Source organism: Tepidibacillus sp. HK-1, from assembly GCF_001748485.2.
Classification (GTDB): Bacteria; Bacillota; Bacilli; order Tepidibacillales; family Tepidibacillaceae; genus Tepidibacillus_B; species Tepidibacillus_B infernus.
This window is the reverse complement of the sequence record NZ_BDGM02000010.1, coordinates 1-23,378: the sequence shown is the minus strand read 5'-3', so window position 1 is coordinate 23,378 and position 23,378 is coordinate 1. Positions and strand designations below refer to the sequence as shown.

General features: G+C 35.3%; 22 protein-coding genes. All 22 read right to left on the bottom strand.

Features of this window, described 5'->3' with window-relative positions:
* Positions 1 to 5: 5 nt before the first annotated feature.
* The 22 genes from dapA to BEN26_RS06540 all read right to left on the bottom strand — a co-directional run bounded on the left by dapA (position 6) and on the right by BEN26_RS06540 (position 23,036).
* Positions 6 to 887 carry a 4-hydroxy-tetrahydrodipicolinate synthase gene (gene dapA, locus BEN26_RS06645; protein WP_084818851.1) on the bottom strand — a complete coding sequence of 294 codons (882 nt, stop codon included), beginning with the start codon at positions 885 to 887 and terminating at the stop codon, positions 6 to 8.
* A gap of 7 nt (positions 888 to 894) precedes the next feature.
* Complete coding sequence (gene dapG, locus BEN26_RS06640) at positions 895 to 2,130, bottom strand: aspartate kinase (protein WP_069799963.1); 1,236 nt, start codon at positions 2,128 to 2,130, stop codon at positions 895 to 897.
* Between the two features lie 17 nt (positions 2,131 to 2,147).
* Positions 2,148 to 3,188 carry an aspartate-semialdehyde dehydrogenase gene (locus tag BEN26_RS06635; protein ID WP_069799961.1) on the bottom strand — a complete coding sequence of 347 codons (1,041 nt, stop codon included), beginning with the start codon at positions 3,186 to 3,188 and terminating at the stop codon, positions 2,148 to 2,150.
* Positions 3,189 to 3,217: 29 nt separating this feature from the next.
* Entirely contained in the window at positions 3,218 to 3,811 is a 594-nt protein-coding gene (locus BEN26_RS06630) for a dipicolinate synthase subunit B (RefSeq protein WP_068723944.1), read from the bottom strand.
* A gap of 1 nt (position 3,812) precedes the next feature.
* Positions 3,813 to 4,709: a dipicolinate synthase subunit DpsA gene (gene dpsA, locus BEN26_RS06625; protein ID WP_069799959.1), complete on the bottom strand. Its 897-nt coding sequence runs from the start codon at positions 4,707 to 4,709 to the stop codon at positions 3,813 to 3,815.
* Positions 4,710 to 4,841: 132 nt separating this feature from the next.
* Positions 4,842 to 5,096 (bottom strand): YlmC/YmxH family sporulation protein, encoded by a 255-nt coding sequence (locus BEN26_RS06620; RefSeq protein ID WP_069799957.1) that lies wholly within the window; start codon positions 5,094 to 5,096, stop codon positions 4,842 to 4,844.
* 121 nt (positions 5,097 to 5,217) lie between these two features.
* On the bottom strand, positions 5,218 to 5,403 hold the full coding sequence (locus BEN26_RS06615) for an aspartyl-phosphate phosphatase Spo0E family protein (RefSeq protein ID WP_068723940.1): 186 nt from the start codon (positions 5,401 to 5,403) through the stop codon (positions 5,218 to 5,220).
* Positions 5,404 to 5,437: 34 nt separating this feature from the next.
* The gene (gene dut / locus BEN26_RS06610; RefSeq protein WP_068723937.1) at positions 5,438 to 5,881 is read right to left on the bottom strand and encodes a dUTP diphosphatase; all 444 of its coding nucleotides are present in this window, start codon (positions 5,879 to 5,881) and stop codon (positions 5,438 to 5,440) included.
* Positions 5,868 to 7,124 carry a M16 family metallopeptidase gene (locus tag BEN26_RS06605; RefSeq protein ID WP_084818856.1) on the bottom strand — a complete coding sequence of 419 codons (1,257 nt, stop codon included), beginning with the start codon at positions 7,122 to 7,124 and terminating at the stop codon, positions 5,868 to 5,870. Before BEN26_RS06605 ends, dut begins: the two co-directional genes overlap by 14 nt.
* Positions 7,125 to 7,176: 52 nt before the next feature.
* Positions 7,177 to 8,151: a polysaccharide deacetylase family protein gene (locus BEN26_RS06600; RefSeq protein WP_069799953.1), complete on the bottom strand. Its 975-nt coding sequence runs from the start codon at positions 8,149 to 8,151 to the stop codon at positions 7,177 to 7,179.
* A gap of 131 nt (positions 8,152 to 8,282) precedes the next feature.
* Entirely contained in the window at positions 8,283 to 10,376 is a 2,094-nt protein-coding gene (gene pnp, locus BEN26_RS06595; protein ID WP_068723933.1) for a polyribonucleotide nucleotidyltransferase, read from the bottom strand.
* 143 nt (positions 10,377 to 10,519) lie between these two features.
* On the bottom strand, positions 10,520 to 10,789 hold the full coding sequence (gene rpsO, locus BEN26_RS06590) for a 30S ribosomal protein S15 (RefSeq protein ID WP_068723931.1): 270 nt from the start codon (positions 10,787 to 10,789) through the stop codon (positions 10,520 to 10,522).
* 152 nt (positions 10,790 to 10,941) lie between these two features.
* Entirely contained in the window at positions 10,942 to 11,880 is a 939-nt protein-coding gene (locus tag BEN26_RS06585) for a bifunctional riboflavin kinase/FAD synthetase (RefSeq protein WP_069799951.1), read from the bottom strand.
* Between the two features lie 9 nt (positions 11,881 to 11,889).
* Positions 11,890 to 12,813: a tRNA pseudouridine(55) synthase TruB gene (gene truB, locus BEN26_RS06580; RefSeq protein ID WP_181482229.1), complete on the bottom strand. Its 924-nt coding sequence runs from the start codon at positions 12,811 to 12,813 to the stop codon at positions 11,890 to 11,892.
* The gene (locus tag BEN26_RS06575; protein WP_069799947.1) at positions 12,794 to 13,801 is read right to left on the bottom strand and encodes a DHH family phosphoesterase; all 1,008 of its coding nucleotides are present in this window, start codon (positions 13,799 to 13,801) and stop codon (positions 12,794 to 12,796) included. The genes truB and BEN26_RS06575 overlap by 20 nt, the downstream gene beginning before the upstream one ends.
* Before the next feature lie 3 nt (positions 13,802 to 13,804).
* Positions 13,805 to 14,152: a 30S ribosome-binding factor RbfA gene (gene rbfA / locus BEN26_RS06570; protein WP_068723921.1), complete on the bottom strand. Its 348-nt coding sequence runs from the start codon at positions 14,150 to 14,152 to the stop codon at positions 13,805 to 13,807.
* 12 nt (positions 14,153 to 14,164) lie between these two features.
* Positions 14,165 to 16,420, bottom strand: coding sequence for a translation initiation factor IF-2 (gene infB / locus BEN26_RS06565; RefSeq protein ID WP_068723919.1), 2,256 nt, complete (start codon positions 16,418 to 16,420; stop codon positions 14,165 to 14,167).
* Positions 16,421 to 16,434: 14 nt separating this feature from the next.
* Positions 16,435 to 16,740, bottom strand: coding sequence for a YlxQ family RNA-binding protein (locus BEN26_RS06560; protein WP_068723916.1), 306 nt, complete (start codon positions 16,738 to 16,740; stop codon positions 16,435 to 16,437).
* On the bottom strand, positions 16,733 to 17,005 hold the full coding sequence (gene rnpM / locus BEN26_RS06555) for an RNase P modulator RnpM (RefSeq protein ID WP_068723913.1): 273 nt from the start codon (positions 17,003 to 17,005) through the stop codon (positions 16,733 to 16,735). The genes BEN26_RS06560 and rnpM overlap by 8 nt, the downstream gene beginning before the upstream one ends.
* Before the next feature lie 18 nt (positions 17,006 to 17,023).
* Entirely contained in the window at positions 17,024 to 18,061 is a 1,038-nt protein-coding gene (nusA, locus tag BEN26_RS06550) for a transcription termination factor NusA (protein WP_068723910.1), read from the bottom strand.
* 22 nt (positions 18,062 to 18,083) lie between these two features.
* Positions 18,084 to 18,545 carry a ribosome maturation factor RimP gene (rimP, locus tag BEN26_RS06545; protein ID WP_069799946.1) on the bottom strand — a complete coding sequence of 154 codons (462 nt, stop codon included), beginning with the start codon at positions 18,543 to 18,545 and terminating at the stop codon, positions 18,084 to 18,086.
* A 186-nt stretch (positions 18,546 to 18,731) separates the two neighbouring features.
* Positions 18,732 to 23,036 (bottom strand): PolC-type DNA polymerase III, encoded by a 4,305-nt coding sequence (locus tag BEN26_RS06540; protein WP_069799944.1) that lies wholly within the window; start codon positions 23,034 to 23,036, stop codon positions 18,732 to 18,734.
* Between the last annotated feature and the right edge of the window lie 342 nt (positions 23,037 to 23,378).

Genomic DNA, 23,378 nt, shown 5'->3' with positions numbered 1-23,378 from the left:
TCGTTTTAGCTAATGGTTTTCGTTCTATTATAAATATTTGTAACAAATTGTATTTGCTCTCTAGTTACAGAGACTAAAGGTAATCTAACAGAACCAGCTTTTATTCCTATTTCTTCAAGTAATGCCTTAATTGGTGCAGGGTTTGAAGTAATAAAAATCGCTTCAAAAAGTGGTAATAATCTTAAATGCTCTAATGCTGCCTCTTTAACATTTCCTTTAAAATAATGATCAATCATTTCTTTCATTTCGTTACCAACTACGTGGCTTGCAACACTTACAATTCCATGACCACCAATTGCTAATACGGGCAATGTTAATTTATCATCTCCACTATACAAATAGAAATCAGAAGGTACATTTGCAATGATTTCAGCCATTTGTGTTAAATCACCACTTGCCTCTTTAACAGCAACAATATTGCTGATACTTGCCAATTGAACCATTGTTTTCGCCTGAATGTTGATTCCTGTCCTTCCAGGAATATTATAGATCATAATTGGCAATGCAGTTTCTTCAGCAATAGACTTAAAGTGTTGATAAAGACCTTCTTGGGAAGGTTTATTATAATATGGGGCAACTAACATTACACCGTCTACACCGATTTCTTCTGCCTGTTTTGTCAATTCGATAGACGATTTCGTATCATTCGTTCCTGTACCCGCAATTACTTTTGCTCTACCATCTGCAAATTCAATAACCTTTTCAAAGAGTAACAATTTTTCATTCTTTGTTAAAGTTGGTGATTCACCTGTTGTGCCAGCTACTACAATTGTCTCTGTACCTGTATTGATTAAATGATTCACCAAATTCTTTGTTTTTTCTAAGTCTATTTCTAATTTTTGATTAAATGGAGTAACCATAGCTGTGATTAATCTGCCAAAATCCACCTTGTTCTCACTCCTTTTCTGTTCCTATTTCAAAAAATTTATGATGCAAAGCCAACACGGCTTTTTCTGTGTCCTCTTGATGAACTAATACCCAAATTGTGGTATGAGAGTCAGCAGATTGCAAAATTTGAATATCCTTTTCCGTTAATGCTTCAACAATATATGCCATGACACCTGGAACACCTGCCATTCCAGCACCGATTATTGATATTTTTGCGCAATTTCTTGTAAGTTGTGGCATATATCCCATTGATTCTAAAATCTTGTTTGCCATATCTGCCACTTGATCATGAACAGTAAAAGCTACACCAACAGGATTCACATTGATGAAATCTACACTAATCTGATGATCAGCCATTGCTTTAAAAACTTTTAGTTGTAAGTCATATTGCCCCTCTTTAGCAAAAACTTTTATTTGTGTAATATTTGGAACATGAGCAATTCCTGTGATAATACGATCCTTGATATTAAATTGTTCCTTATTTTTAACTATCTTTTCATAGGAAGTAACCAATGTTCCTTCATCACAGGTAAATGTGGATCGAACACGGATAGGAATTTGTTTTTCCATTGCAATTTCTACTGCTCTTGGATGGATTACCTTGGCTCCTTGATAGGCCATATTACATATTTCATCATAAGTTACAGCAGTTAGTGGTTCAGCATCATGTACAATTCTTGGATCTGCAGACATAATTCCATTCACATCGGTAAAAATATCCACCATATCAGCATTTAAAGCTACTCCTAATGCTGTGGCTGTCGTGTCTGACCCCCCACGACCCAAGGTTGTAATATCGCCAGATTCTGTCATACCTTGAAACCCAGTGACGATTACAACCTGATTTCGCTTTAATTCATAAAAAATCCGACTTGGTCGAATTGTTTTAATTTGTGCGTTAGAAAAATGATCATTTGTAATAATGCCTGCTTGCCCTCCAGTTAAAACAGTGTTCGAAACCCCTAATTGGAACATCATACTACTTAAAGTAGTAGCAGATATCACTTCACCACAATTTAATAACAGATCCATTTCTCTATTTGGCAAAGAATTACCATTCTCTTTAATATGATCAATTAGTGTATCAGTCGCATAAGGATCTCCCCTTCTCCCCATAGCCGATACCACAACAACGACCTGATGTCCTAATGAAAGTTCTTTTTGAATATGATAAATTGCCCTTAGCCTAAATTCTTTCGATGTAAGCGATGAACCCCCAAACTTTTGAACAATAATCCCCATTATTCCTTTACCCTCTTTTATTTTGCATTTTTTATGATTTCTTCAGCAATTTGTACTGCATTCCATGCAGCACCTTTTAATAGATTATCGGACACAACCCACATATTTAAAGCGTTTGGATGGTCAAGGTCTCTTCTTATTCTACCAACAAAAACATCGAGTTTTCCAGCTGCATCAATTGCTAAAGGATATTCTTGTTGTAATGGATCGTCTATGACAACAACACCTGAAGCTGATTTTAATAATTCTATGACCTGTTTAAGATCATAAGATTGTTTTAATTCAACATAGACTGACTCAGAATGCCCATACACGACAGGTATGCGTACACAAGTTGCAGTTACTTTTATAGATGAATCACCAAAAATCTTCTTCGTTTCTCTTACCATTTTCATCTCTTCAAGAGTAAAGCCATTCTCTTCAAAAACATCAATTTGTGGAATCGCATTAAAAGCAATTTGTTTTTTTATTGGCAAAGAACCGACTGGTAAAATAGCTTTACTTACTTCTTCACCATTTAACACTTGTTTTGATTGCTGTTTTAACTCTTGAATCGCTTGATTACCAGCACCTGAAACTGCCTGGTAAGTGGAAACAATAATACGTTCGATCCCAAAATTATCGTACAGCGGCTTTAATGCCGTCACCATCTGAATCGTTGAACAATTTGGATTAGCGATGATTCCTTGATGTTTAAAAATTTCCTCAGGATTAACTTCTGGAACCACCAAAGGTACATTGGGATCCATTCGAAAAGCATTGCTGTTGTCAATTACAATAGCCCCGCTTTGCGCGGCATACGGGGCTAAGTATTTGCTTGTTTTTCCACCGGCACTAAATAAAGCAAAGTCGATATCATCAAAACTTTCAGGAGTTGCCTCTTCAATTACGACATCATGTCCTTTAAATGGAACAACTTTGCCTTTGGAACGACTGGATGCAAGTAATTTTAAACGATCAATTGGAAAGTTTCTTTTCTCCAATAAATGGATCATTTGTTGTCCAACAGCTCCCGTTGCCCCAACAACAGCCACATTGTATTTACTTTTTTTCCTCATCTTTTTCTCCTCCTAAAAGTTAAATATAATCAATATTTAAATTTTTCAACTAAAACAGGTTGGATTTGTTTATGATCTAATGCCTCTTCACAAGTATCTTTGATGAGATCCATTCTTGCTACTAAAGAGTTCGGTTTTTTTGTAGGAGAATCCTGCCCAAAAGGAACTAAAAAAATATTTTTAGTTGCTAATAATCGTCCAATATTTACGCCATTTAAACCTAAGCCATCATTTGTAGATACAGCAACAACGACTGGTTTTAGATTTCTTAGCTGCCCTTTTGCAGCCATGAGAACTGGTGAGTCAGTAATGGCGTTCGCTAACTTACTAACCGTATTTCCGGTGGCTGGCGCAATGACCATTAAATCTAATATTCCTTTTGGACCAACGGGTTCTGCCTCAACAATTGTCATAATGATTTGGTTACCTGTAATATCCTTTAACTGTTTCTGCCAATCTAATGTTGCTCCAAATCTTGTATCTGTAGTCTGAACAGCATAGCTTAAGATTGGAATCACATTTGCGCCTTCGTCTACCAGTTTTTTTATTTCCGGCATTACCTCTGCAAATGTGCAATGAGATCCTGTTAAGCCAAAACCGATCGTTTTCCCACGTAAATTCATTTTACTTTCCCCCTTGGTTGCCGAATTGTTCTAAAACTAATCTGGTGAGAACATTTGCTATAATCTGACCAGCTGTTTTAGGTGCAACGATTCCGGGTAACCCTGGGGCTAATAATGCTTTAATTCCTCTTTTTTCTGCATATCGAAAATCTGTACCACCTGGTTTTGAAGCTAAATCGATAATTAAAGAATGATGTGGCATGGCCGCAATTACTTTTGCAGTCACAACCGTTTCAGGGATGGTGTTAAATAGTAAATCAACATCATAAACCACTTGTTCTAACTGGCTTACGTAGAAAGGTACCATTCCCATTTCGTATATTCTAGCAATATGTTCTGGTCTTCTAGCACCTACTTTTACGTGGGCTCCTAAAGCCTGTAAAATTCTTGCTAAAGTAATACCCGTTCTACCGAAGCCCAAAACGATTGAATTAGAACCATGTATCGTAAAATCAGTATTTTGTATGGCCATCATTAAAGTGCCTTCTACTGTTGGAATTGAGTTATAGATAGCTACGTCATCACGATCCAATAATTCCACTAATTCTATTTGTAGGTCGTTGCATATTTTTTTTAAGTAAGGTTTGGCCATACCTGTATAAATTTTAGCTTTTTTGGGAAGTTTTGATAAATGTTCCTCTGTAAGAACCAATTTTTTTTGACTAAAAATACTTTCAACATTTCCTTCTTCATCTGTACCAACAATCGGAAGAATCACTGCATCTACATTAAGAAAAATATCTGGTTCTAAGTCTTTTTGGTGAACTCCTACAAATTTACTTTCTAAGTTATCGAAGCCAATTAATGTGATTGTTGCATCCATTTCAATACATTTTTTAATCACTTCTAACTGACGAGCATCACCACCGACAAAAGCCATATGAATTTCCGTGAGCAATTTCAAGTTACCCCTTTCCAAACATTTTACTCGAAAAAAGCGAAATTGCAAAGTTGCTTATTTCTAAAACATCATATTCGATAGCCCAGAAAGTGGTGACATTCTATCATTTTATTTAGTAACCTTTAAGCATTATTCATACGATTTTACCCTGGCTTTTTTTTCTACGATAATCATTTCCGGCCCTATTTTTCGAATTGCATTCCAAGGAATATAAACTTCTTCTTTTTGTTTGCCTATGTTTAAAAAAGATGTTTTTGGCAAGACCATTGCTTCTATTTCTCCTGAATTAGGGTCAATAATTAAGTCTGTATGTCCAACTGTTCCAATCCGCTCTCCACTGCTTAAATCAATAATTTCTTTGCCATTTAATTCACTAAAACGCATCACGATCCTCTCCTTTTTTCCATTTCTGTTCTCTTACTATGCAATATAAGTAAAAAAAAGTACAAAAAAAGGACTTCCATCATGAAGTCCCTTTATAAATCTTCCACTTATTTTCTACATGCTATTTTTTGTTTGACAAAGACATATAAGTAAGGATTAACTCATCCAAACGTTTGCTCATTTGTAAAAGGTCATGATCCATCAGAATCTCATGATCTTCAATTGAATGATTTCCAACTTTACGATGTAATTGGTTGCGAAGATTCTCTATTTCATTAAGTAGATCCTCTGTCGTATCTTTTTTCATTTTTCTTCGCTCCTTTACCAATTTAACTTTGACCTTATTGGCCAGTATGACCGAATCCGCCTATACCTCTTGGTGTTTCGTTAATTTCTTCTACTTCTATTAACTCAACGGTAGGTAACTTCATAAAAACAAGTTGAGCAATTCGATCTCCACGTTTAATTTCAAATTCCTCCGTGCCTAAATGAATAAGAATAATCTTAATCTCTCCACGGTAATCAGCATCAATCGTCCCAGGAGTATTTAAAACAGTTATACCATGTTTTAATGCTAAACCACTTCGAGGCCTGACCTGTGCTTCAATTCCTGCTGGCATCTCTAACGCAAATCCAGTAGGTATTAAGATGCTTTTTCCTGGTTGCAAAAAAAGATTCTCTTTAACTGAAGCGAAGAGATCATAACCGCTAGCATATTCCGACATTTTCTTCGGAGTCGGTAAATCTTCATTTCCAGGTAACCTTTTTATTTTAATTTGGTACAAGAAAATCCCTCCTAAGTGTCGTAGGAACCTCTTCGTATGGACTAATCATAGCAAATGAAATAGGGTGATTAAAGACTTGTTTTATTACTTTTTCAATAGATTGCTGATTTACCTGATTTATTCGATCGATGATTTCATCTAAAGAAGGATGTTTCCCCAATAAAAGCTCATTTTTCCCTAAACGATTCATTCTACTGTTCGTACTTTCCAGACTTAACATCAGGCTACCTTTTAGTTGTTCTTTTCCTTTTATGATTTCTTTCTCGTCAATTCCTTTTTGTTGAATAGAGAAAAGGATATCCTGAATAATATTGATCACTTCATTTACTTGGTTTGGAGCTGTGCCAGCATAGATCGTAAATAATCCACCATCCTGATAAGAGGAATGATAAGAAAAGACAGAGTAAGCTAAACCACGTTTTTCTCTAACCTCTTGAAATAGTCTGGAGCTCATACTTCCACCAATAATATTATTTAATAAGATTAGAGAGTAGATATCTGGGTCATTTACTGCTAATCCTGGTAAACCAAAGGTGATATGAGATTGTTCAGTTTGTTTCACTTTAATGATTTTACTAGCTTTAACTGTTGCAACAGAAATTTGTTCCTCTTTTCCATGGAGTTTAAATGTACCAAAAGCTTCTTCAATCAGTTCCACAATGTGTGGAGGAGTGTTTCCAGCAAGGGTAATAACCGTATTTTCTGTAGTGTATCTTTCATTCATATACTTTTGGATCATTTCTTTAGTAATGGTATGTAAGACCTCTTCAGTTCCCAAAATTGAATAACCAAGTGGATGGTTTCCGAAAGCTGCATTAGAAATGAGATCATGAATTTGATCATCTGGTGTGTCTTCATACATCTTTATCTCTTCTACTACTACATTTCTTTCCCTATTTAATTCTTCTTGATCAAAAGTAGAATGAAAAAACATATCAGATAATACATCTAAGCCAACTTCTAGATGTTCATCTAAGACTTTTGCATAGTAACAAGTATATTCTTTAGAAGTAAAGGCATTTACATTCCCGCCAATTGAATCAAACACCTCTGCAATCTGCTGAGAAGTACGATTTTCTGTCCCTTTAAACAACATATGTTCAATAAAATGAGAAATCCCATTGTTCATTGGATTTTCATTTTTTGATCCAGTCTTTACCCAGATCCCAATAGCCACTGACCGCACTGTAGGGATCTTCTCAATGACTACTCTTAAACCATTTGTTAATGTATATCTTTTTATCACGTAAATCCTCCTATACAGGAAAAATCTTCAGACTGTGAATATAACTATATCAAAATTTAGGAGATGACTCAACAGAAAGAACTCTTTTTGAAGATAGAGTTTCTTTAACTGGACTGATTATTAACCCTTTTTTCTTTATTTCCCTTATCAAAGTTGGTAAAGCTTCTGCAGTCGATTTTGTAGGATGCATCAGGATTAAGTACCCATTTTGTACCTTTGGAACGATCCGATTGATAATCGTTTCAGGCGAGGGTTTCTTCCAATCTACCGTGTCAACTGTCCATAAAACAGTATGAAGTTTTAATTCATGAGCTATTTTAACTACTCTCAGGTCGTAATCCCCAGAAGGTGGGGCAAAGTATTTAGAAGATTGATTTAATGTTTGTTGAATCAGTTTCTCTGTCTTTAAAATTTCTTCACGGATTCTTTCATTGCTGATTCTACTCATCTGCGGATGAGAGTAAGCATGATTACCAATTTCATGCCCATTAGCAGCTATCTTCTTTGCAACATTTGGATTTTTCTTTAACCAACTACCATCTAAAAAAAAGGTAGCTTTTACTTGTTCCTTATTTAAAATATCTAGCATCGACTCTAAATATTCTGTGCCCCAAGCCACATTTATCATTAACGATACCATTGGCTTCTCTGGATTCCCTCGGTAAATAGGGTGGTTCCCTAATTGATCTATCCCATTTTTCGGCTCAATTTCTAACCAGACATAAGGAATTTTATCGTTTGCTTGTAAATCTTGTTTCTCAGCCAATTTTAAGGTAGTTTCTTCATCTACAACTAATCCATTATAACCGGGGATTAACTTCCAAATTTTATCTATTTTCGGTTCAATTGGATTGATATTGTTTTTGATCGCGTAATTATGAATTACTTTTCTTAATTTTTCTGTTGACTCCTTACTTGGCTTCTTTATCACACTTATATAAGAGTTAATTAGTTTATAATTAGCAATACTGAAAAATAGGGTAAACATTATTAAGAGAATTACAGTCATTTTAACCCATTTCATTAGACATCCCCACTCTCCTTATTCAATACATTTTATTGAGTGATGTCCTAATTTAAAACTATAAAATTTTTCCTTACTTCATCAGTAAAATAAAAAAGAGACAGAATAAAATCTGACTCTTCCAAACTTCTTTAATCTTTTTGTTCTTGTTCTTTTAAAATCGCTTTCCTAGATAGATTGATTCTACCTTGATTATCGATTTCAGTCACTTTCACCATAATTTGATCTCCAACAGAAACTACATCTTCCACTTTTTCAACTCGTTTTACATCTAACTGTGAAATATGAACCAATCCTTCTTTACCTTGGAACAATTCTACAAAAGCTCCAAACTTCTCTATTCTTTTTACTGTTCCTAAATAGGTTTGTCCTACTTCAACTTCTCGAACAATGTCTTCAATCATCTTCTTAGCTTTCTCATTTAAGACAGGATCTACTGAAGCAATATAGACTCGACCATCTTGTTCAATATCGATTTTTACCCCAGTTTCTTCTATAATCTTATTGATAATACGGCCACTAGGACCGATCACATCCCTTATTTTGTCAGGGTTGATTTTTAAAGTGGTTATTTTAGGTGCATATTCTGATAATTCAACATTTGGTTTATCGATAGTAGCTAACATTTTTTCTAAAATAAATAATCTTCCGATCTTTGCTTGTTCCAAAGCTTTCTTTAGAATTTCACGATCAATCCCACTGATTTTAATATCCATTTGTAAAGCAGTTACCCCAGTGCTTGTTCCTGCCACTTTAAAATCCATATCTCCTAAATGGTCTTCCATTCCTTGAATATCAGTAAGTATAGCAACTTGATTTCCTTCTTTTACTAATCCCATTGCAATACCAGCTACAGGGGCTTTAATTGGAACACCAGCATGCATTAATGCTAAAGTGCTTGCACAAATACTTGCTTGTGAGGTAGAACCATTTGATTCTAATACTTCAGATACTAAGCGGATTGTATATGGGAATTCGTCCTCAGGAGGAATAATTGGTTCTAATGCTCTTTCCCCTAATGCCCCATGACCAATTTCTCGTCTTCCTGGTCCTCGCAATGGTCTGGCTTCACCAACACTATAAGGTGGAAAATTATAGTGGTGCATAAATCGTTTAGATTCTTCAAGGTCTAAACCATCAAGAATTTGCACATCTCCTAAAGCACCAAGAGTACATACACTTAAAGCCTGTGTCTGTCCACGAGTAAATAACCCTGAGCCATGAGTACGTGGTAATAATCCGATTTCACATGAAATAGGTCTAATTTCGCTTAAATTCCTTCCATCAGGCCTTTTCCCTTCAAAAAGAATAAGTCTTCTAACTTCTTCTTTTACAATATAATGGAGAATTTCACTGATCATACCTAATTGTTCTGGATAGGTTTCGGTAAAATATTCAATTGTTTGGTTCATCACTTGGTCAATTGCATCTTGTCTAGCTTGTTTTTCTTCGACTTGTATAGCTTGTACTAATTGGTCTTTTGCATATTCTTTAACCACTTGCTCCAAATGTTTATCAATTTGATGAAGTACCACTTGCATCTTTTCTTTTCCAATTTCATTAACGATATTTGATTGGAATTGAATGATTTCTTTAATTTTTTCATGACCAAACATGATCGCTTCTAACATGACTTCCTCTGGTACTTCTTTTGCTCCTGCTTCAACCATATTGATAGCATCTTTTGTACCAGCGACTACTAGATGGATATCACTTTTTGCTATCGCTTCAACCGTTGGGTTAATAATAAATTGACCATCAACACGTCCAACAATCACGCCAGCAATTGGTCCCATAAAAGGTATATCTGAAATAGATAAGGCTACTGATGTCCCAATCATAGCCGCGATTTCTGAGGAACAATTTGGATCGGCAGACATGACTGTTGCAGAAATTTGAACATCATTCCGAAATCCGTCTGGGAAGAGTGGTCTTATTGGTCTATCGATTAATCGAGATGCTAAAATCGCTTTCTCACTTGGTCTTCCTTCCCGTTTAATAAACCCTCCTGGAATCTTTCCTACTGCATAAAGGCGTTCCTCATAGTTTACGGTTAACGGGAAGAAGTCTAGGTCTTTAGCATCTTTTGAGGCTGTAACCGCGACTAAGACAGCGGTATCACCATATCTTATTAGAACAGCTCCGTTTGCTTGTTTGGCTAATTGACCTGTTTCAATAATAAGAGGTCGTCCAGCCAAATCCATTTGGTACACTTTTTTATCCATTACTAGATTGCCTCCTTTCAAATTTCAACATGAACTTCGACGTATTTCATATTATTTCCTTCTCTTGCATTATGTATTTAGATTTTGTTTGTGCTTTCTTTTCATTCAAAAAAAAGCGGGATTAACCCGCTTTTTTAAAAAAACTATCTACGTAATCCTAACTTAACAATCAATTCACGATAACGTTGAATATCTTTTTCTCTTAAATAATTTAAAAGATTACGCCTTTGACCAACCATCTTCAATAACCCACGACGTGAGTGATGGTCTTTTTTATGAGTACGAAGATGTTCATTTAAATAATTGATTTTTTCAGTAAGGATAGCGATTTGAACTTCTGGAGATCCAGTGTCTGTTTCGTGTACTTTGTACTCATCGATCAATTGTTGTTTACGCTCTTGATTAAGTGCCATCCTAATTCACCTCCTTTGTTTTTACAACCTATTCCCAGAGAAACGTTGGTGAATCGTTAATCCGAGAAAAGGTCACTACTAATTGCTTCAAGTTGAAACAACCATTACAGAGTATAACATAATTAACGATATAAAGTAAAGGAAAGGAAAGATTAAATCATAATATTTATCATTGCCTTTTTTGCTTGTTCAATATCATAAGTGATCTGTTTTTTTAATTCATTTAAGTGATTGAACTTTTTTTCTTCACGTAAAAATTTAATCACTTCAATTTCTAATACTTGACCATAAAGATCCCCATCAAAATCGATAAGATAAACTTCATAGGTAGGAAGGTTCTGATCATCAGAAAATGTTGGTTTATAACCAATATTCATGACCCCTGCGTAAGAACGACCATGATACTGAGTTTTGACTACATATACTCCTTTTCTAATGGTCAAATACTCTTCAAGTAATTGCAAATTTGCTGTGGGAAAACCAATCATCCTTCCCCTTTTATCTCCATGTACGACCCGACCAGAAAAGGAATAATTTCTACCAAGTAGTTGATTTGCCAGTTCCACTTGTCCAGATAACAAATAATCTCTAATTCTTGAACTGCTAATTTTCCCAATGTCATCTTGGAAAGCATGTACTACATCAACAGAAAATCGACCTTGGTTTAAGTTTCGTAAAGTTTCAGTATTACCCATTCCCATATGACCGAATTTAAAATCAAACCCAACAACTACCCCTTTTACATTGAGTTTAACTAAAAATTCATTTACAAATTCCTCAGGTGTGATTCTTGAGAACCTTTTGGAAAAATGGACAACATAACTTAGATCAACATTCATTTTTTCAAATTGTTGAAGTTTCATTTCTAGTGGGGTAATCTGATCTATTTTTTTATCGTTGCTAATGACCTCTTTTGGGTGAGGGAAAAAGGTCATTACACCACAAAGAAGATCATATTGTTTTGCGATTTGACAGGCCTTTTTAATCACCTGTTGATGGCCTTTATGTACGCCATCAAAATAACCAATAGCAATTACACTAGGTTGATACCTGTCTAGTGTAAGTGGATAAGAAAGCTGTAAGACCTTCATAAACGTCACCTAATTCTCTTCTTCTTTAAAAACTTTAACAGGTTTTGCTTCTAAAACCTGTGATTTTTTTTGATAGATAGCAACTAAATCATTTTTTTGATTTAATACTTTTACTAAACCATCATATGCAATTAAAGAGCTTACCTTAATTTGTTGTCCATTAAAAACCTTATGAATAATCTCATTTTCAGATAAAATAATTGAAGGGTATTGCGGAAGGGAACTTGCCATAGATACAATAATTTTATCTAATTGGTCTAAATCAGCATAGTTTTCTACTTGTTCCAATGTAAAGGATTGTTCAATCGTAAAGGAGCCACTTTTTTCCCTAACCAATTTTGACATATGTGCAGGGTATCCTAATTTGATTCCTATATCCACACATAATGTTCTAACATATGTTCCCTTTGAACATTTTACTTGAAAATCTATCGTTGGAAATTCAGTTGAAAGGTCTATTTGTCGTATTTTTAACTCATAGATGGTTACCTTTCTTGGCTTTCTATCGACTTCTTTCCCTTGTCTAGCAAGTTCGTATAATTTTTTTCCTCCAATTTTAACAGAAGAATACATCGGCGGAATTTGCTCAATTTCACCAATAAAGGTTTGAAATACTTGTTGAACATCAGACTCTGTAATTCGTTTAACCTTTTTTTCTTCAATGACCTGCCCTGTAAAATCTTGAGTTGTGGTTGATTTGCCTAATGTTAGTTGACCCTGATAAATTTTCGGTTGTTCCATAATATATTCTGATAAACGGGTCGCTTTTCCAATGCAGATAGGAAGTACACCAGTTACCTCAGGGTCTAATGTCCCAGTATGACCAATCCTTTTTGTGCCTATGATTCTTCTTAATTTTGCTACAACATCATGAGAAGTCATTCCAGCAGGCTTTAAAATCGGTATTACCCCATCAATTCGATTTGTTTTCAAGATACTTCCATCCTTCAGACTGTTTAATTGCATCAATCAATTGTTGTAGTACTTCTTCTAAATCTCCATAAAATGTGAAACCAGAGGCTCTAGCATGTCCTCCTCCATGATAAGCTTTTGCAATCGCTCCTACATCTACATATTTTTTAGAGCGCAGGCTAATTTTAAAGACATTCCCTTTCACTTCTTTAAAAAAGATACCCACCTCTACGCCTTCTATATTTCTAGTATAATTCACAATTCCTTCTGTATCATCACTTGTAACGTCTTGCGGTAACTCATTCGCTTTTAAATAAGTCCAAGCGATAAAACCATTCTCAATTACTTGTAAATGGGATAAAGCGATCTGTAAAACTGAAATATGATTTTTACTTATCGTTTCTAATGCAATTTCAGCAATTTCACCCGGAGATACACCGTATTCTAATAATTCTGCCGCTATTCTCATCACCTTTGGAGAAGTATTTGTATAACGAAATCCTCCCGTATCAGTTAATAACCCGGTATAGATACATGATGCAAGATCTTGACTAAGTGGTATATTTAATTCCTTTACAAGGTCATACATGATTTCACAGGTTGCAGCCGCCGTAGGTAAAATCACATTAAGATGGCCAAAACGATCATTCGTGGGATGATGATCAATATTAAGAATTTCTACATCGTCAGTTAGTAAAGGTGAAATCATTCCCATCCTTTTCTGATCAGCCACATCCACAGTAATGACATGAGAGAATGTATTTTTAATTTCTGAAATCGATAGAATTTGGTCAGATAATGGCAAAAAATTAAATTTATCTGGAATAGGGTCTTCATTGACTAATGTAAAGGATTTACCAAGGAATCTTAGTAAAAGCGCCATAGTTAAAGATGAGGATATGGTATCCCCATCTGGGTTGACATGTGACACAATCAAATAGTTATCATGTTGCTTAATAAATTGGCCAGCCTGTGATAACTCCCTTTTATATTCATTTAAGTCCTTCATTTCTTATCGTTCTTCCTTAATGTCTTGTAGCAACTTCTCTATTTTGGAACCATAAGCAATGGACTGATCCACTTTAAATATCAATTCTGGTGTATGCCTTAAACGGATTCGTTTGCCTAATTCGGATCTTAGGAATCCTTTTGCTTTTTCAAGCGCTTTTATTGACTCTTTAACTTCATCTTCCTGGCCCATTATACTTAGGTAAATCGTGGCTTGAGAAAAATCACCAGTTACCTCAACACCTGTGATTGTGACAAATCCAATTCGAGGATCTTTCAAATCATATTGAATTAGTTGACTAATTTCCTTCTTAATTTGTTCACCGACCCTACCTATCCGAACATTTGCCATAACATCACCCCATTATTTTTTGACAGTTTCCATCACGAAGGATTCAATAATATCTCCTTCTTTAAAATCACTAAAGTTTTGGATTGTGATTCCGCACTCATAACCTTGTGCAACTTCTTTTGCATCATCCTTAAAACGTTTTAACGAATCGATGTTTCCTTCGAAGATAACAATACCATCACGAATAACTCTAGCTTGAGCAGTTCGAATAATCTTCCCTTCTGTTACATAAGAACCAGCAATTGTACCGATATTTGACGCCTTAAATACCTGACGAATTTCCGCATGCCCCGTAATTACTTCACGATATTCTGGATCAAGCATACCCTGTAAAGCTGCTTTAATCTCATCTATGACATTGTAAATGATACGATGTAGGCGAATATCCACCTTTTCTCGCTCAGCCGATGTTCTTGCCTGTGGCTCAGGGCGGACATTAAAACCAATGATAATGGCATTGGAAGCTGAAGCCAAGGTAACATCTGTCTCAGTAATAGCTCCAACACCTTTATGGATAATTTTTACCCTTACTCCTTCAATATCAATTTTTTCTAAAGAACCTTGTAGGGCCTCAACAGAACCTTGTACGTCTCCTTTAATAATGACATTTAATTCTTTAATTTCCCCTTCTTGAATTTGCTTATATAAATCGTCAAGCGTAACTTTTGAAGTGGCATTTAATTCACTTTGTCTTAGCTTTAATGCCCTTTTTTCACCAATGACCCTAGCTTTTCTCTCTTCTTCAAATACAACAAAGGGATCACCTGCATGTGGTACTTCATTTAATCCAGTAATCTCAACTGGTGTAGAGGGTCCCGCTTCTTTAATTCTTTTTCCTCGATCATTTACCATTGCTCGCACTTTTCCGTAAGTTGCCCCAGCAACGATTGGGTCACCTACACGTAATGTACCGTTTTGAACGAGTACAGTTGCAACAGCTCCACGACCTTTATCTAATTGCGATTCAATAATCGTACCTTTTGCTAAACGATTAGGATTTGCTTTTAATTCCTGAACCTCAGCAACAAGTAAAATCATTTCCAATAATTCATCTAACCCTTCTTGCTTCAAAGCAGAGACGGGTACATAAATTGTATCTCCTCCCCATTCTTCAGGAAGAAGACCATGTTCAGCCAATTGTTGTTTAACCCTATCAGGATTAGCTTCAGGTTTATCCATTTTATTTACCGCAACTATAATTGGAACGTTTGCCGCCTTTGCATGGTTAATGGCCTCTATTGTTTGTGGCATCATTCCATCATCAGCAGCAACTACCAGAATGGTAATATCTGTAACTTTCGCTCCGCGTGCTCTCATGCTAGTGAAAGCTGCATGACCAGGTGTATCTAAAAACGTGATTTTTTTATCATTGATAACGACTTGGTAAGCTCCAATGTGTTGGGTGATTCCACCAGCTTCACCTGCTACAATCTTAGACTTACGGATCGCATCCAATAATGTGGTCTTCCCATGGTCAACGTGGCCCATAATCGTAACCACAGGTGGACGTACAGTTAAGTCAGCTGGATCATCGTGATCCTCAATCAATTCAAATTGATCTTCGTCAATTTCAATCTTCTCTTCAACTTTTACGCCATATTCTTCGGCAATCAATTGAATGGCTTCTAATTCGATTTCTTGATTGATAGTAGCCATAATTCCTAAAAATAACAATTTTTTTATGATTTCTGATGGTTCTTTACCTAATTTTTTTGCTAATTCGCCAACTGTTAATGAGCCAGTATATACAATATTCTTTATTGGTTTGTCTGTTTGTTTTATTTGCTGTGGTTGTTTTTGATTTGAAGAAGGTCTCTTTTTATTCACCTTAATCTTTGAAGTTGCATCCCGGTGATCACTAACTTTATTGTCATCAAAACGTTTATTGTTAGGTTTTGATTTCTTCTTCGTTTTTCCAATCGATTCACTTTCTTCAAAATTCACTTCTTTTACTTTATTCACTTCTTTTACATCAATATGATCATCGATTTTCACTTGTTTTGATCCCTCTTTGTCTTTATTCTTGATGTCTTTTTTTTGCTTAAGTTCACTTATATGACTCTCATGGTTGCTTGTAGTTGATGATGATGTTTCTTTTGTTTTCCCATGTTTTAACTCATGAAAATATTTATCTACTTTTTGTACCATCTCATCAGTAATCACACTCATATGATTACTTACATTAAAGTTAAGTTTCTTTAGAAGATTAACCATTTCCTTGCTCAGAATATTGTGCTTCTTTGCAAACTCATAAACTCTCAATTTCATTCACCTCCGGATTTCTACTCCACTAAGTTTTCTAATTGTTTACTAAAACCGTAATCGGTTATTCCGACAACAACCCGTGAAGATTTGCCAATGGCATGTCCTAGTTCCTCGCGATTAAATATCACTCGATAAGGAACCTGATAGAAGGAACATTTATCCTTAACCTTTTTGCTTGTGTTATCAGATGCATCTCCTGATAAAATAACAAAGGTTACCTTCCCTTTTTGAATTCCTTTTATCACTAGTTCTTCACCTGAGATCACTTTTCCCGCTCTAGCTGCCAATCCAAGCATAGAACTTATTCTAGATTGATTACTCATTTCGCCCGTTAATCTCCAATTGTAATTGTTCATAGATATCGTCATCAATTTTAACCTCAAGGGACCGTTCCAACTGTTTTTTCTTCCTTGCAATCTGAAAGCATTCCCCTTGTCGACACAGATAAGCGCCCCTCCCCGATTTTTTTCCAGTAAAATCCACTATTATCTCTTTTTCTGGCGTTCTAACGATCCGAATCAACTCTTTTTTTGGCTTCATCTCTTGGCAAGCTACACATTTCCGCATTGGGATTTTTCTTGTTTTCATCAAAATCACCTTACCTTTTTACATGGTAGCCTGGGATTCGCTTTTAATATCGATTTTCCATCCAGTTAATTTTGCTGCAAGTCTTGCATTTTGTCCTTCTTTACCAATTGCCAATGACAATTGATAGTCGGGTACGATCACTCTTGCCATCTTTTCTTGTTCATTAACCTCAACACTAACCACTTTCGAGGGACTAAGTGCATTTGAAATATATGTTTCTATATCATTTGACCATTTTACAATATCAATTTTTTCACCTTTCAACTCGTTCACAATCGTTTGAACCCTGGCACCTTTAGGCCCAACACATGCTCCTACAGGATCTACTTCTTCTTGTTGAGAATAAACCGCAATTTTTGATCGATATCCAGCCTCTCTTGCAACAGATTTAATTTCTACAACACCTTCATAAATCTCCGGAACTTCCAGTTCGAATAGTCTTTTTAATAAACCTGGGTGTGTCCTTGATACAAATATTTGTGGGCCTTTTGTTGTCTTTTCCACTTTGGTGATATAGACCTTTACTCGATCTCCATGTTTAAATCTTTCTGTTGGCATTTGCTCATTGATTGGTAAAAGAGCTTCTGTTTTTCCTAAGTCTATATAGATGAAACGTTGATCCTGACGTTGAACAATGCCAGTAACAATATCTTCTTCTCGATCCACAAAAGTTTCATAGATGATTCCTCGTTCCGCCTCTTTGATCCGTTGTGTCACTACCTGCTTAGCAGTTTGTGCTGCAATTCTCCCAAAATCCTTTGGGGTGACTTCTAATTCTACAATATCATCTAATTGGTAATTAGGATTAATTTGACGCGCCGCTTCTAAGGAAATCTCTAGTCTTGGGTCGATCACCTCTTCCACTATTGTTTTTCTAGCTAAGACCTTTACATTACCAGTTTCCCGGTTAATATCTACCCTGACATTTTGTGCAGAATGAAAATTTCTTTTGTATCCTGAAATTAGAGCAGCCTCTATCGCATCAATTAAAACATCTTTACTAATTCCTTTTTCTTTTTCCAACTGTATAAGTGCATCCATGAAATCACTATTCAAAAGTTTCTCCTCCTTTCTTTTTTTAAAAAAACAATGCTAATCTAGCACTAGCAACTTTTTCATATGGGATTTCAACTTGTTTTTTAGGTTCTTCAATGACAAGTATCTTTGTATCAAAATGAATCAATTTCCCTTCAAATACTTTCTGATTTGAAATAGGCTCATAAGTTGTAATATGTACCTGTTTACCAATTGATTTTAAGAAATCTTTTTCTTTTTTTAATGGTCTCTCAGCACCTGGTGATGAAACTTCAAGAAAGTATGAATTTGGAATAGGATCCTTTTTATCTAACTCAGCACTTAATGCTTCGCTTACCCTTCCACAATCTTCGATATCAACTCCCCCATCTTCTTTATCAATAAAAACTCTTAAAAACCAATTACTCCCCTCTTTTTTGTACTCTATGTCCACTAATTCTAAGTGTTCTTTTTCTAATATCGGCAATACCATTTTTTCAACTATTTGAGTAACATTTAAACTCATATCATTCCCTCTCTTTTACTCTTTTCGAAGATCCATGTACATAAATCTAAAGAGTGGGTTTCCCCACTCTTTAAGAACGTTTCTATACACAGTATTACCAAAAAGATTATATCATAACACATCTTTCCTTATCAAATAAGTTTTTTCGTCATTATGCATCATAAAAATCCACTTAAATAAGATGTATTAAAATAAGGATAGTTGATTGGTATTAGGTAATCCTTTTAAACAATCATGCTCATCTAACAATTCAATAATCGTCTTTGAGGCTTTAGCTCGATTTTGTAGATCTTCAATCGATAAGAACTCTCCTTCGTTTCTAGCTTGGACAATATTTTGGGCCGCGTTAACTCCAATACCAGGTATCGCTGAAAAAGGAGGGATTAAGCCTTTTTCATCTTCTTCCACGATGAATTTCGTAGCATCAGACCGATATAAATCTACGTTTTTAAAATAAAAACCTCGTTCAATCATTTCTAGCGCCAATTCTAATACGATAAGTAGTCCTTTCTCTTTTGGTGAGGCTTGAATTCCTTTTTCGGTGATCTCTTGAATTTTATCTCTTATCGATTTAGAACCAGACATCATTAGTTTTACATCAAATTCATCTGCTCGAACCGTAAAGTAAGTAGCATAATAATAAATAGGATAATAAACTTTAAAATAAGCAATACGAATCGCCATCAAAACATAAGCAACTGCATGAGCTTTTGGAAACATGTACTTAATTTTTTGACATGAATCAATATACCAATCAGGTACCTGATTTTTTTTCATTTCTTCAATATCTTCAGGCTGAAGTCCTTTACCTTTACGCACTTTTTCCATGATTTTAAATGCAACGGATGGCTCCAAACCCTTTTGAATAAGGTATACCATGATGTCATCACGAGTAGATATCACTTCTGCTAAAACTGCTTTACCCTCTCTAATTAGGTCTTGAGCATTATTAAGCCAAACGTCAGTACCATGTGAAAGACCAGAGATACGAACCAATTCGGCAAACGTTGTTGGTTTTGTATCTTCAAGCATTTGTCTAACAAATTTAGTCCCAAACTCTGGTATCCCTAAAGCGCCTAAAGTGGTTCCTATCTGTTCAGGTGTGACTCCTAATGTATCTGTACTTCTAAAAATCTCATATACGTTCGGGTCATCGATAGGAATCGTTTTAGGATCAATTCCTGTAAAATCTTGTAGCATTCTAATCACTGTAGGATCATCGTGCCCAAGCAGGTCCAATTTTAACAAACGACCACTAATGGCATGATAATCAAAGTGAGTGGTAATCGTATCGGACGTTGAGTCATCAGCAGGCCTTTGAATAGGTGTGAAATCATATACATCCTTATATTGAGGAATAACCATTAATCCACCAGGATGCTGTCCAGTAGTTCGTTTAATGCCCGTACAGCCTGTTACCAAACGATTAATTTCGGCATTTCGTTTATTCCACCCTTGTTCATCCACATATTTTCTTACAAAACCATAGGCCGTTTTCTCAGCCACAGTTGAAATTGTCCCAGCACGATAAACATATTCAGAACCAAATAACTCTTCTGTATATTTATGGACCCTTGGCTGGTAGTCACCTGAAAAATTTAAATCGATATCAGGAACCTTATCTCCTTTAAAGCCCATAAAGGTTTCAAAAGGGATGTCATGTCCATCTTTTTTCATTTTTGTTTGGCAATGTGGACAATTTTTATCAGGCAAATCAAAACCTGAGCCAACACTTCCATCCAAAATGAATTCACTATGTTTACAATTAGAACATACATAATGGGGGGGTAAGGGATTTACTTCAGTTATTCTTGTCATCGTCGCAACAAATGATGAACCTACAGACCCCCTAGAACCTACTAAATAACCATCCTCTAGGGATTTATTTACAAGTTTATGTGCAATCAAATAGATTACGGAAAATCCATGATTGATAATACTATTTAATTCTTTCTCTAATCTTTTCTCCACTAATTCAGGCAAAGGATCTCCATAAATATGTTTAGCTGTCTCATAACTCATGTTCCGAATCTCATCTTCGGCTCCTTCAATTACAGGAGTAAAAAGATCATCTGGGAAAGGCTTTAATTCGACGACATCTTCAATTACTTTCTTAGGATTATCCACAATAATTTTCTTCGCAATATGAGGTTCTAAATAGTCAAATTCAGCAAGCATCTCGTCTGTCGTACGAAAATGAGCAGAATGCAAATCATCCACATGATGATATCTAAAACCACTACTGTGATTTAAGACAAGAATTTTACGATAAATTTCATCTTCGGGATGTACATGATGAACATCTCCTGTCGCTACTACAGGTATATTTAATTTTTCACCCATTTCAATAATTCGTTGATGAATATTTTTAATATCTTGATCATTTTGTAAAATCCCATTTTTGATCAAATGACGATAATGGGAAATCGGTTGGATTTCTAAGTAGTCGTAAAACTTAGCAATTTCTTCTACTACTTCTGGAGTTTTGCTAAGCATTGCTTCAAATAATTCACCTTGCGCACAAGCGGTACCAAACAAAAGTCCTTCTCGATGCTTTAATAATTCACTTCGAGGTAATCTTGGATTCCGATAAAAATATTCGATATGTGATTTTGAAATCAATTTATAGAGATTTTTTAACCCAATTTCGTTCTTAACCAAAATAGTTACGTGAAATGGACGTAGTCGGTGGTAATCGCCTTTACCTACATGTTGATTAATTTCGTTTAAATTTGTAATCTCTCTTTCTTGTAAATCAAGAAGCATTTTCCAAAGTAAATATCCTGTTGCTTCTGCGTCGTGATATGCCCTATGATGATTATTCAATTCAATATTGAAAGCATCACATAACGTATTCAACTTATAATTTTTCATTTTTGGATATAAAAACCTTGCTAATTCCACTGTATCAATGACAGGATTCAATAATGATTCTAACCCAATTCGTTTTAACCCCATATTCAAAAATCCCATATCAAAACGGGCATTATGTGCTGCTAATACAGCATTACCGATAAATTCCTTAAATTTGGGCAAAGCCTCTTCAAGTAAAGGAGCACCTTTTACCATTTCATCTGTGATCCCAGTTATCTCAGTGATTTTCCTAGAGATTGGTTCTTGTGGATCCACAAACATTTTAAATTGATCTATTACTTTTCCGTTTTTAACCTTTACTGCCCCTATCTCAATGATCGTATTATAAACGGCAGATAAACCTGTTGTTTCTGTGTCAAAAACAACATAGGTGTCCTCTAGCAAATTTCTAGATTCTTCATGGTGTACAATAGGTACACCATCATCAATCACATTTGCTTCTACCCCATATACAATTTTTACCCCATATTTTTGTCCAGCTTCATAGGCTTCAGGAAAAGCTTGAACCACTGCGTGATCAGTAATCGCTATCGCTTTATGACCAAACTTTGCCGCTTGTTCTACTATTTTTTTTATAGAGGCAACTCCATCCATCGCACTCATTGTAGAATGTACATGCAATTCTATTCTTTTTTCTTCTGCTAGATCTTCTCTGCCTTTGTTCTCAATTTGGTTAATATCATTGGCTATCATTACCAATTCTTTTGAAAAGGTGTCAAATTGGACATGACCTTTTACCTTTAACCATTGGCCTTCTTTGATTGTTTTTAATACAGGAAGATCCTCTTTCGCATCCTTAATAAATACTTTGACCTCTATCGAATCAGTAAAATCTGTTAGATTAAAGGTCAAAAGATGACGTCCACTCTTTAATTCTTTAAATTCTACTGAAAATACGCTCCCTTGTATAATGACATTTTTATCCTCCTCTATGACCTGTTTCAATGGTACTGGTAGTTCTTTAATCTCATATCCGTATTTTATCGTTCGATTAACATTGATCTTTGATTCTTCTTCATCATCCGCCTCAGGGATTTGTAATAGTGCCTCTTTTGCATAGTTGAAATCTTCTAGTTTAAGATCCTCTCTAAATTTTAATAGCTTCTGATCTGTTTCAGCAGGGAAAAATACAACTTTAATCGGTTCTTCGATCCATTCCGCTAACGATTCCGCAATTTTAAGATCAATATGTTTTCGCTGAAACATTTCTTGTGTCATCATATTTGGAATAAAGATTAGAAGTTGTTGATTTTCTAGTTTCCACTCTGCTTCTTTTAATAGATTATAAATACTTGGTAAAGCATTAAGAGGTTTAATAATCTTCGGCCAATACTCTGAGAGTATCTCTATGTACGAAACGGTAGAAAACCTAACAACGAAATGAATTTTAGCAATATGTTGAAAACTTTGAATGATTTGCTGTGTTACTTGTTCAAATATTTGAAAAGGTACCAAACTCGGAAATTGAAGATAAAAAGTCCATTCTTTATTTTTACGACTTAATTCTACTTTTTCTATTTTTGTCCCATTGAAATAATTTTCCCTAATTTCCAAAGGAATATTGGCATGATTTAATAAAATAGTAAAATGATCTAATTTTTCTGCTAGTTTTCCCATCTTATCACCTTTTATCTAGCGTTTTAGATTGCCCACAAAAGTAGCGACTTCCTTTGAAGTATAAATCCGATTACTTTTGTGGGATCTCATTAAAATAGTGCGGATCGGGTAGGAGGCTGGCCATTATTTGACCAGCCGACCTCCCACAGCACCGTACGTACCGTTCGGTATACGGCGCTTCCAAAGTTTACACGTCACTTCGCAGAATAACACTCGCTAAAACTTAGATATCCAGCTCGCTTAAATCGCTCGTTAGATAGGGCTTTTGTCAAGATAGGGCTATGAGCAGTACGCCAATAGCCTTTTCTTGTATTCGCCCACATCCACGCTTGCTCCTCACTC

Coding starts and splice junctions, on each gene's coding strand:
- dapG (WP_069799963.1), bottom strand. CDS start 2,130: ATGGGGATTATTGTTCAAAAGTTTGGGGGTTCATCGCTTACATCGAAA.
- BEN26_RS06635 (WP_069799961.1), bottom strand. CDS start 3,188: ATGAGGAAAAAAAGTAAATACAATGTGGCTGTTGTTGGGGCAACGGGA.
- BEN26_RS06630 (WP_068723944.1), bottom strand. CDS start 3,811: ATGAATTTACGTGGGAAAACGATCGGTTTTGGCTTAACAGGATCTCAT.
- BEN26_RS06620 (WP_069799957.1), bottom strand. CDS start 5,096: ATGCGTTTTAGTGAATTAAATGGCAAAGAAATTATTGATTTAAGCAGT.
- BEN26_RS06615 (WP_068723940.1), bottom strand. CDS start 5,403: ATGAAAAAAGATACGACAGAGGATCTACTTAATGAAATAGAGAATCTT.
- BEN26_RS06600 (WP_069799953.1), bottom strand. CDS start 8,151: ATGAAATGGGTTAAAATGACTGTAATTCTCTTAATAATGTTTACCCTA.
- pnp (WP_068723933.1), bottom strand. CDS start 10,376: ATGGATAAAAAAGTGTACCAAATGGATTTGGCTGGACGACCTCTTATT.
- rpsO (WP_068723931.1), bottom strand. CDS start 10,789: ATGGCACTTAATCAAGAGCGTAAACAACAATTGATCGATGAGTACAAA.
- BEN26_RS06585 (WP_069799951.1), bottom strand. CDS start 11,880: ATGAAGGTCTTACAGCTTTCTTATCCACTTACACTAGACAGGTATCAA.
- BEN26_RS06575 (WP_069799947.1), bottom strand. CDS start 13,801: ATGAAGGACTTAAATGAATATAAAAGGGAGTTATCACAGGCTGGCCAA.
- rbfA (WP_068723921.1), bottom strand. CDS start 14,152: ATGGCAAATGTTCGGATAGGTAGGGTCGGTGAACAAATTAAGAAGGAA.
- infB (WP_068723919.1), bottom strand. CDS start 16,420: ATGAAATTGAGAGTTTATGAGTTTGCAAAGAAGCACAATATTCTGAGC.
- BEN26_RS06560 (WP_068723916.1), bottom strand. CDS start 16,740: ATGAGTAATCAATCTAGAATAAGTTCTATGCTTGGATTGGCAGCTAGA.
- rnpM (WP_068723913.1), bottom strand. CDS start 17,005: ATGAAAACAAGAAAAATCCCAATGCGGAAATGTGTAGCTTGCCAAGAG.
- rimP (WP_069799946.1), bottom strand. CDS start 18,545: ATGAGTTTAAATGTTACTCAAATAGTTGAAAAAATGGTATTGCCGATA.
- BEN26_RS06540 (WP_069799944.1), bottom strand. CDS start 23,036: ATGGGAAAACTAGCAGAAAAATTAGATCATTTTACTATTTTATTAAAT.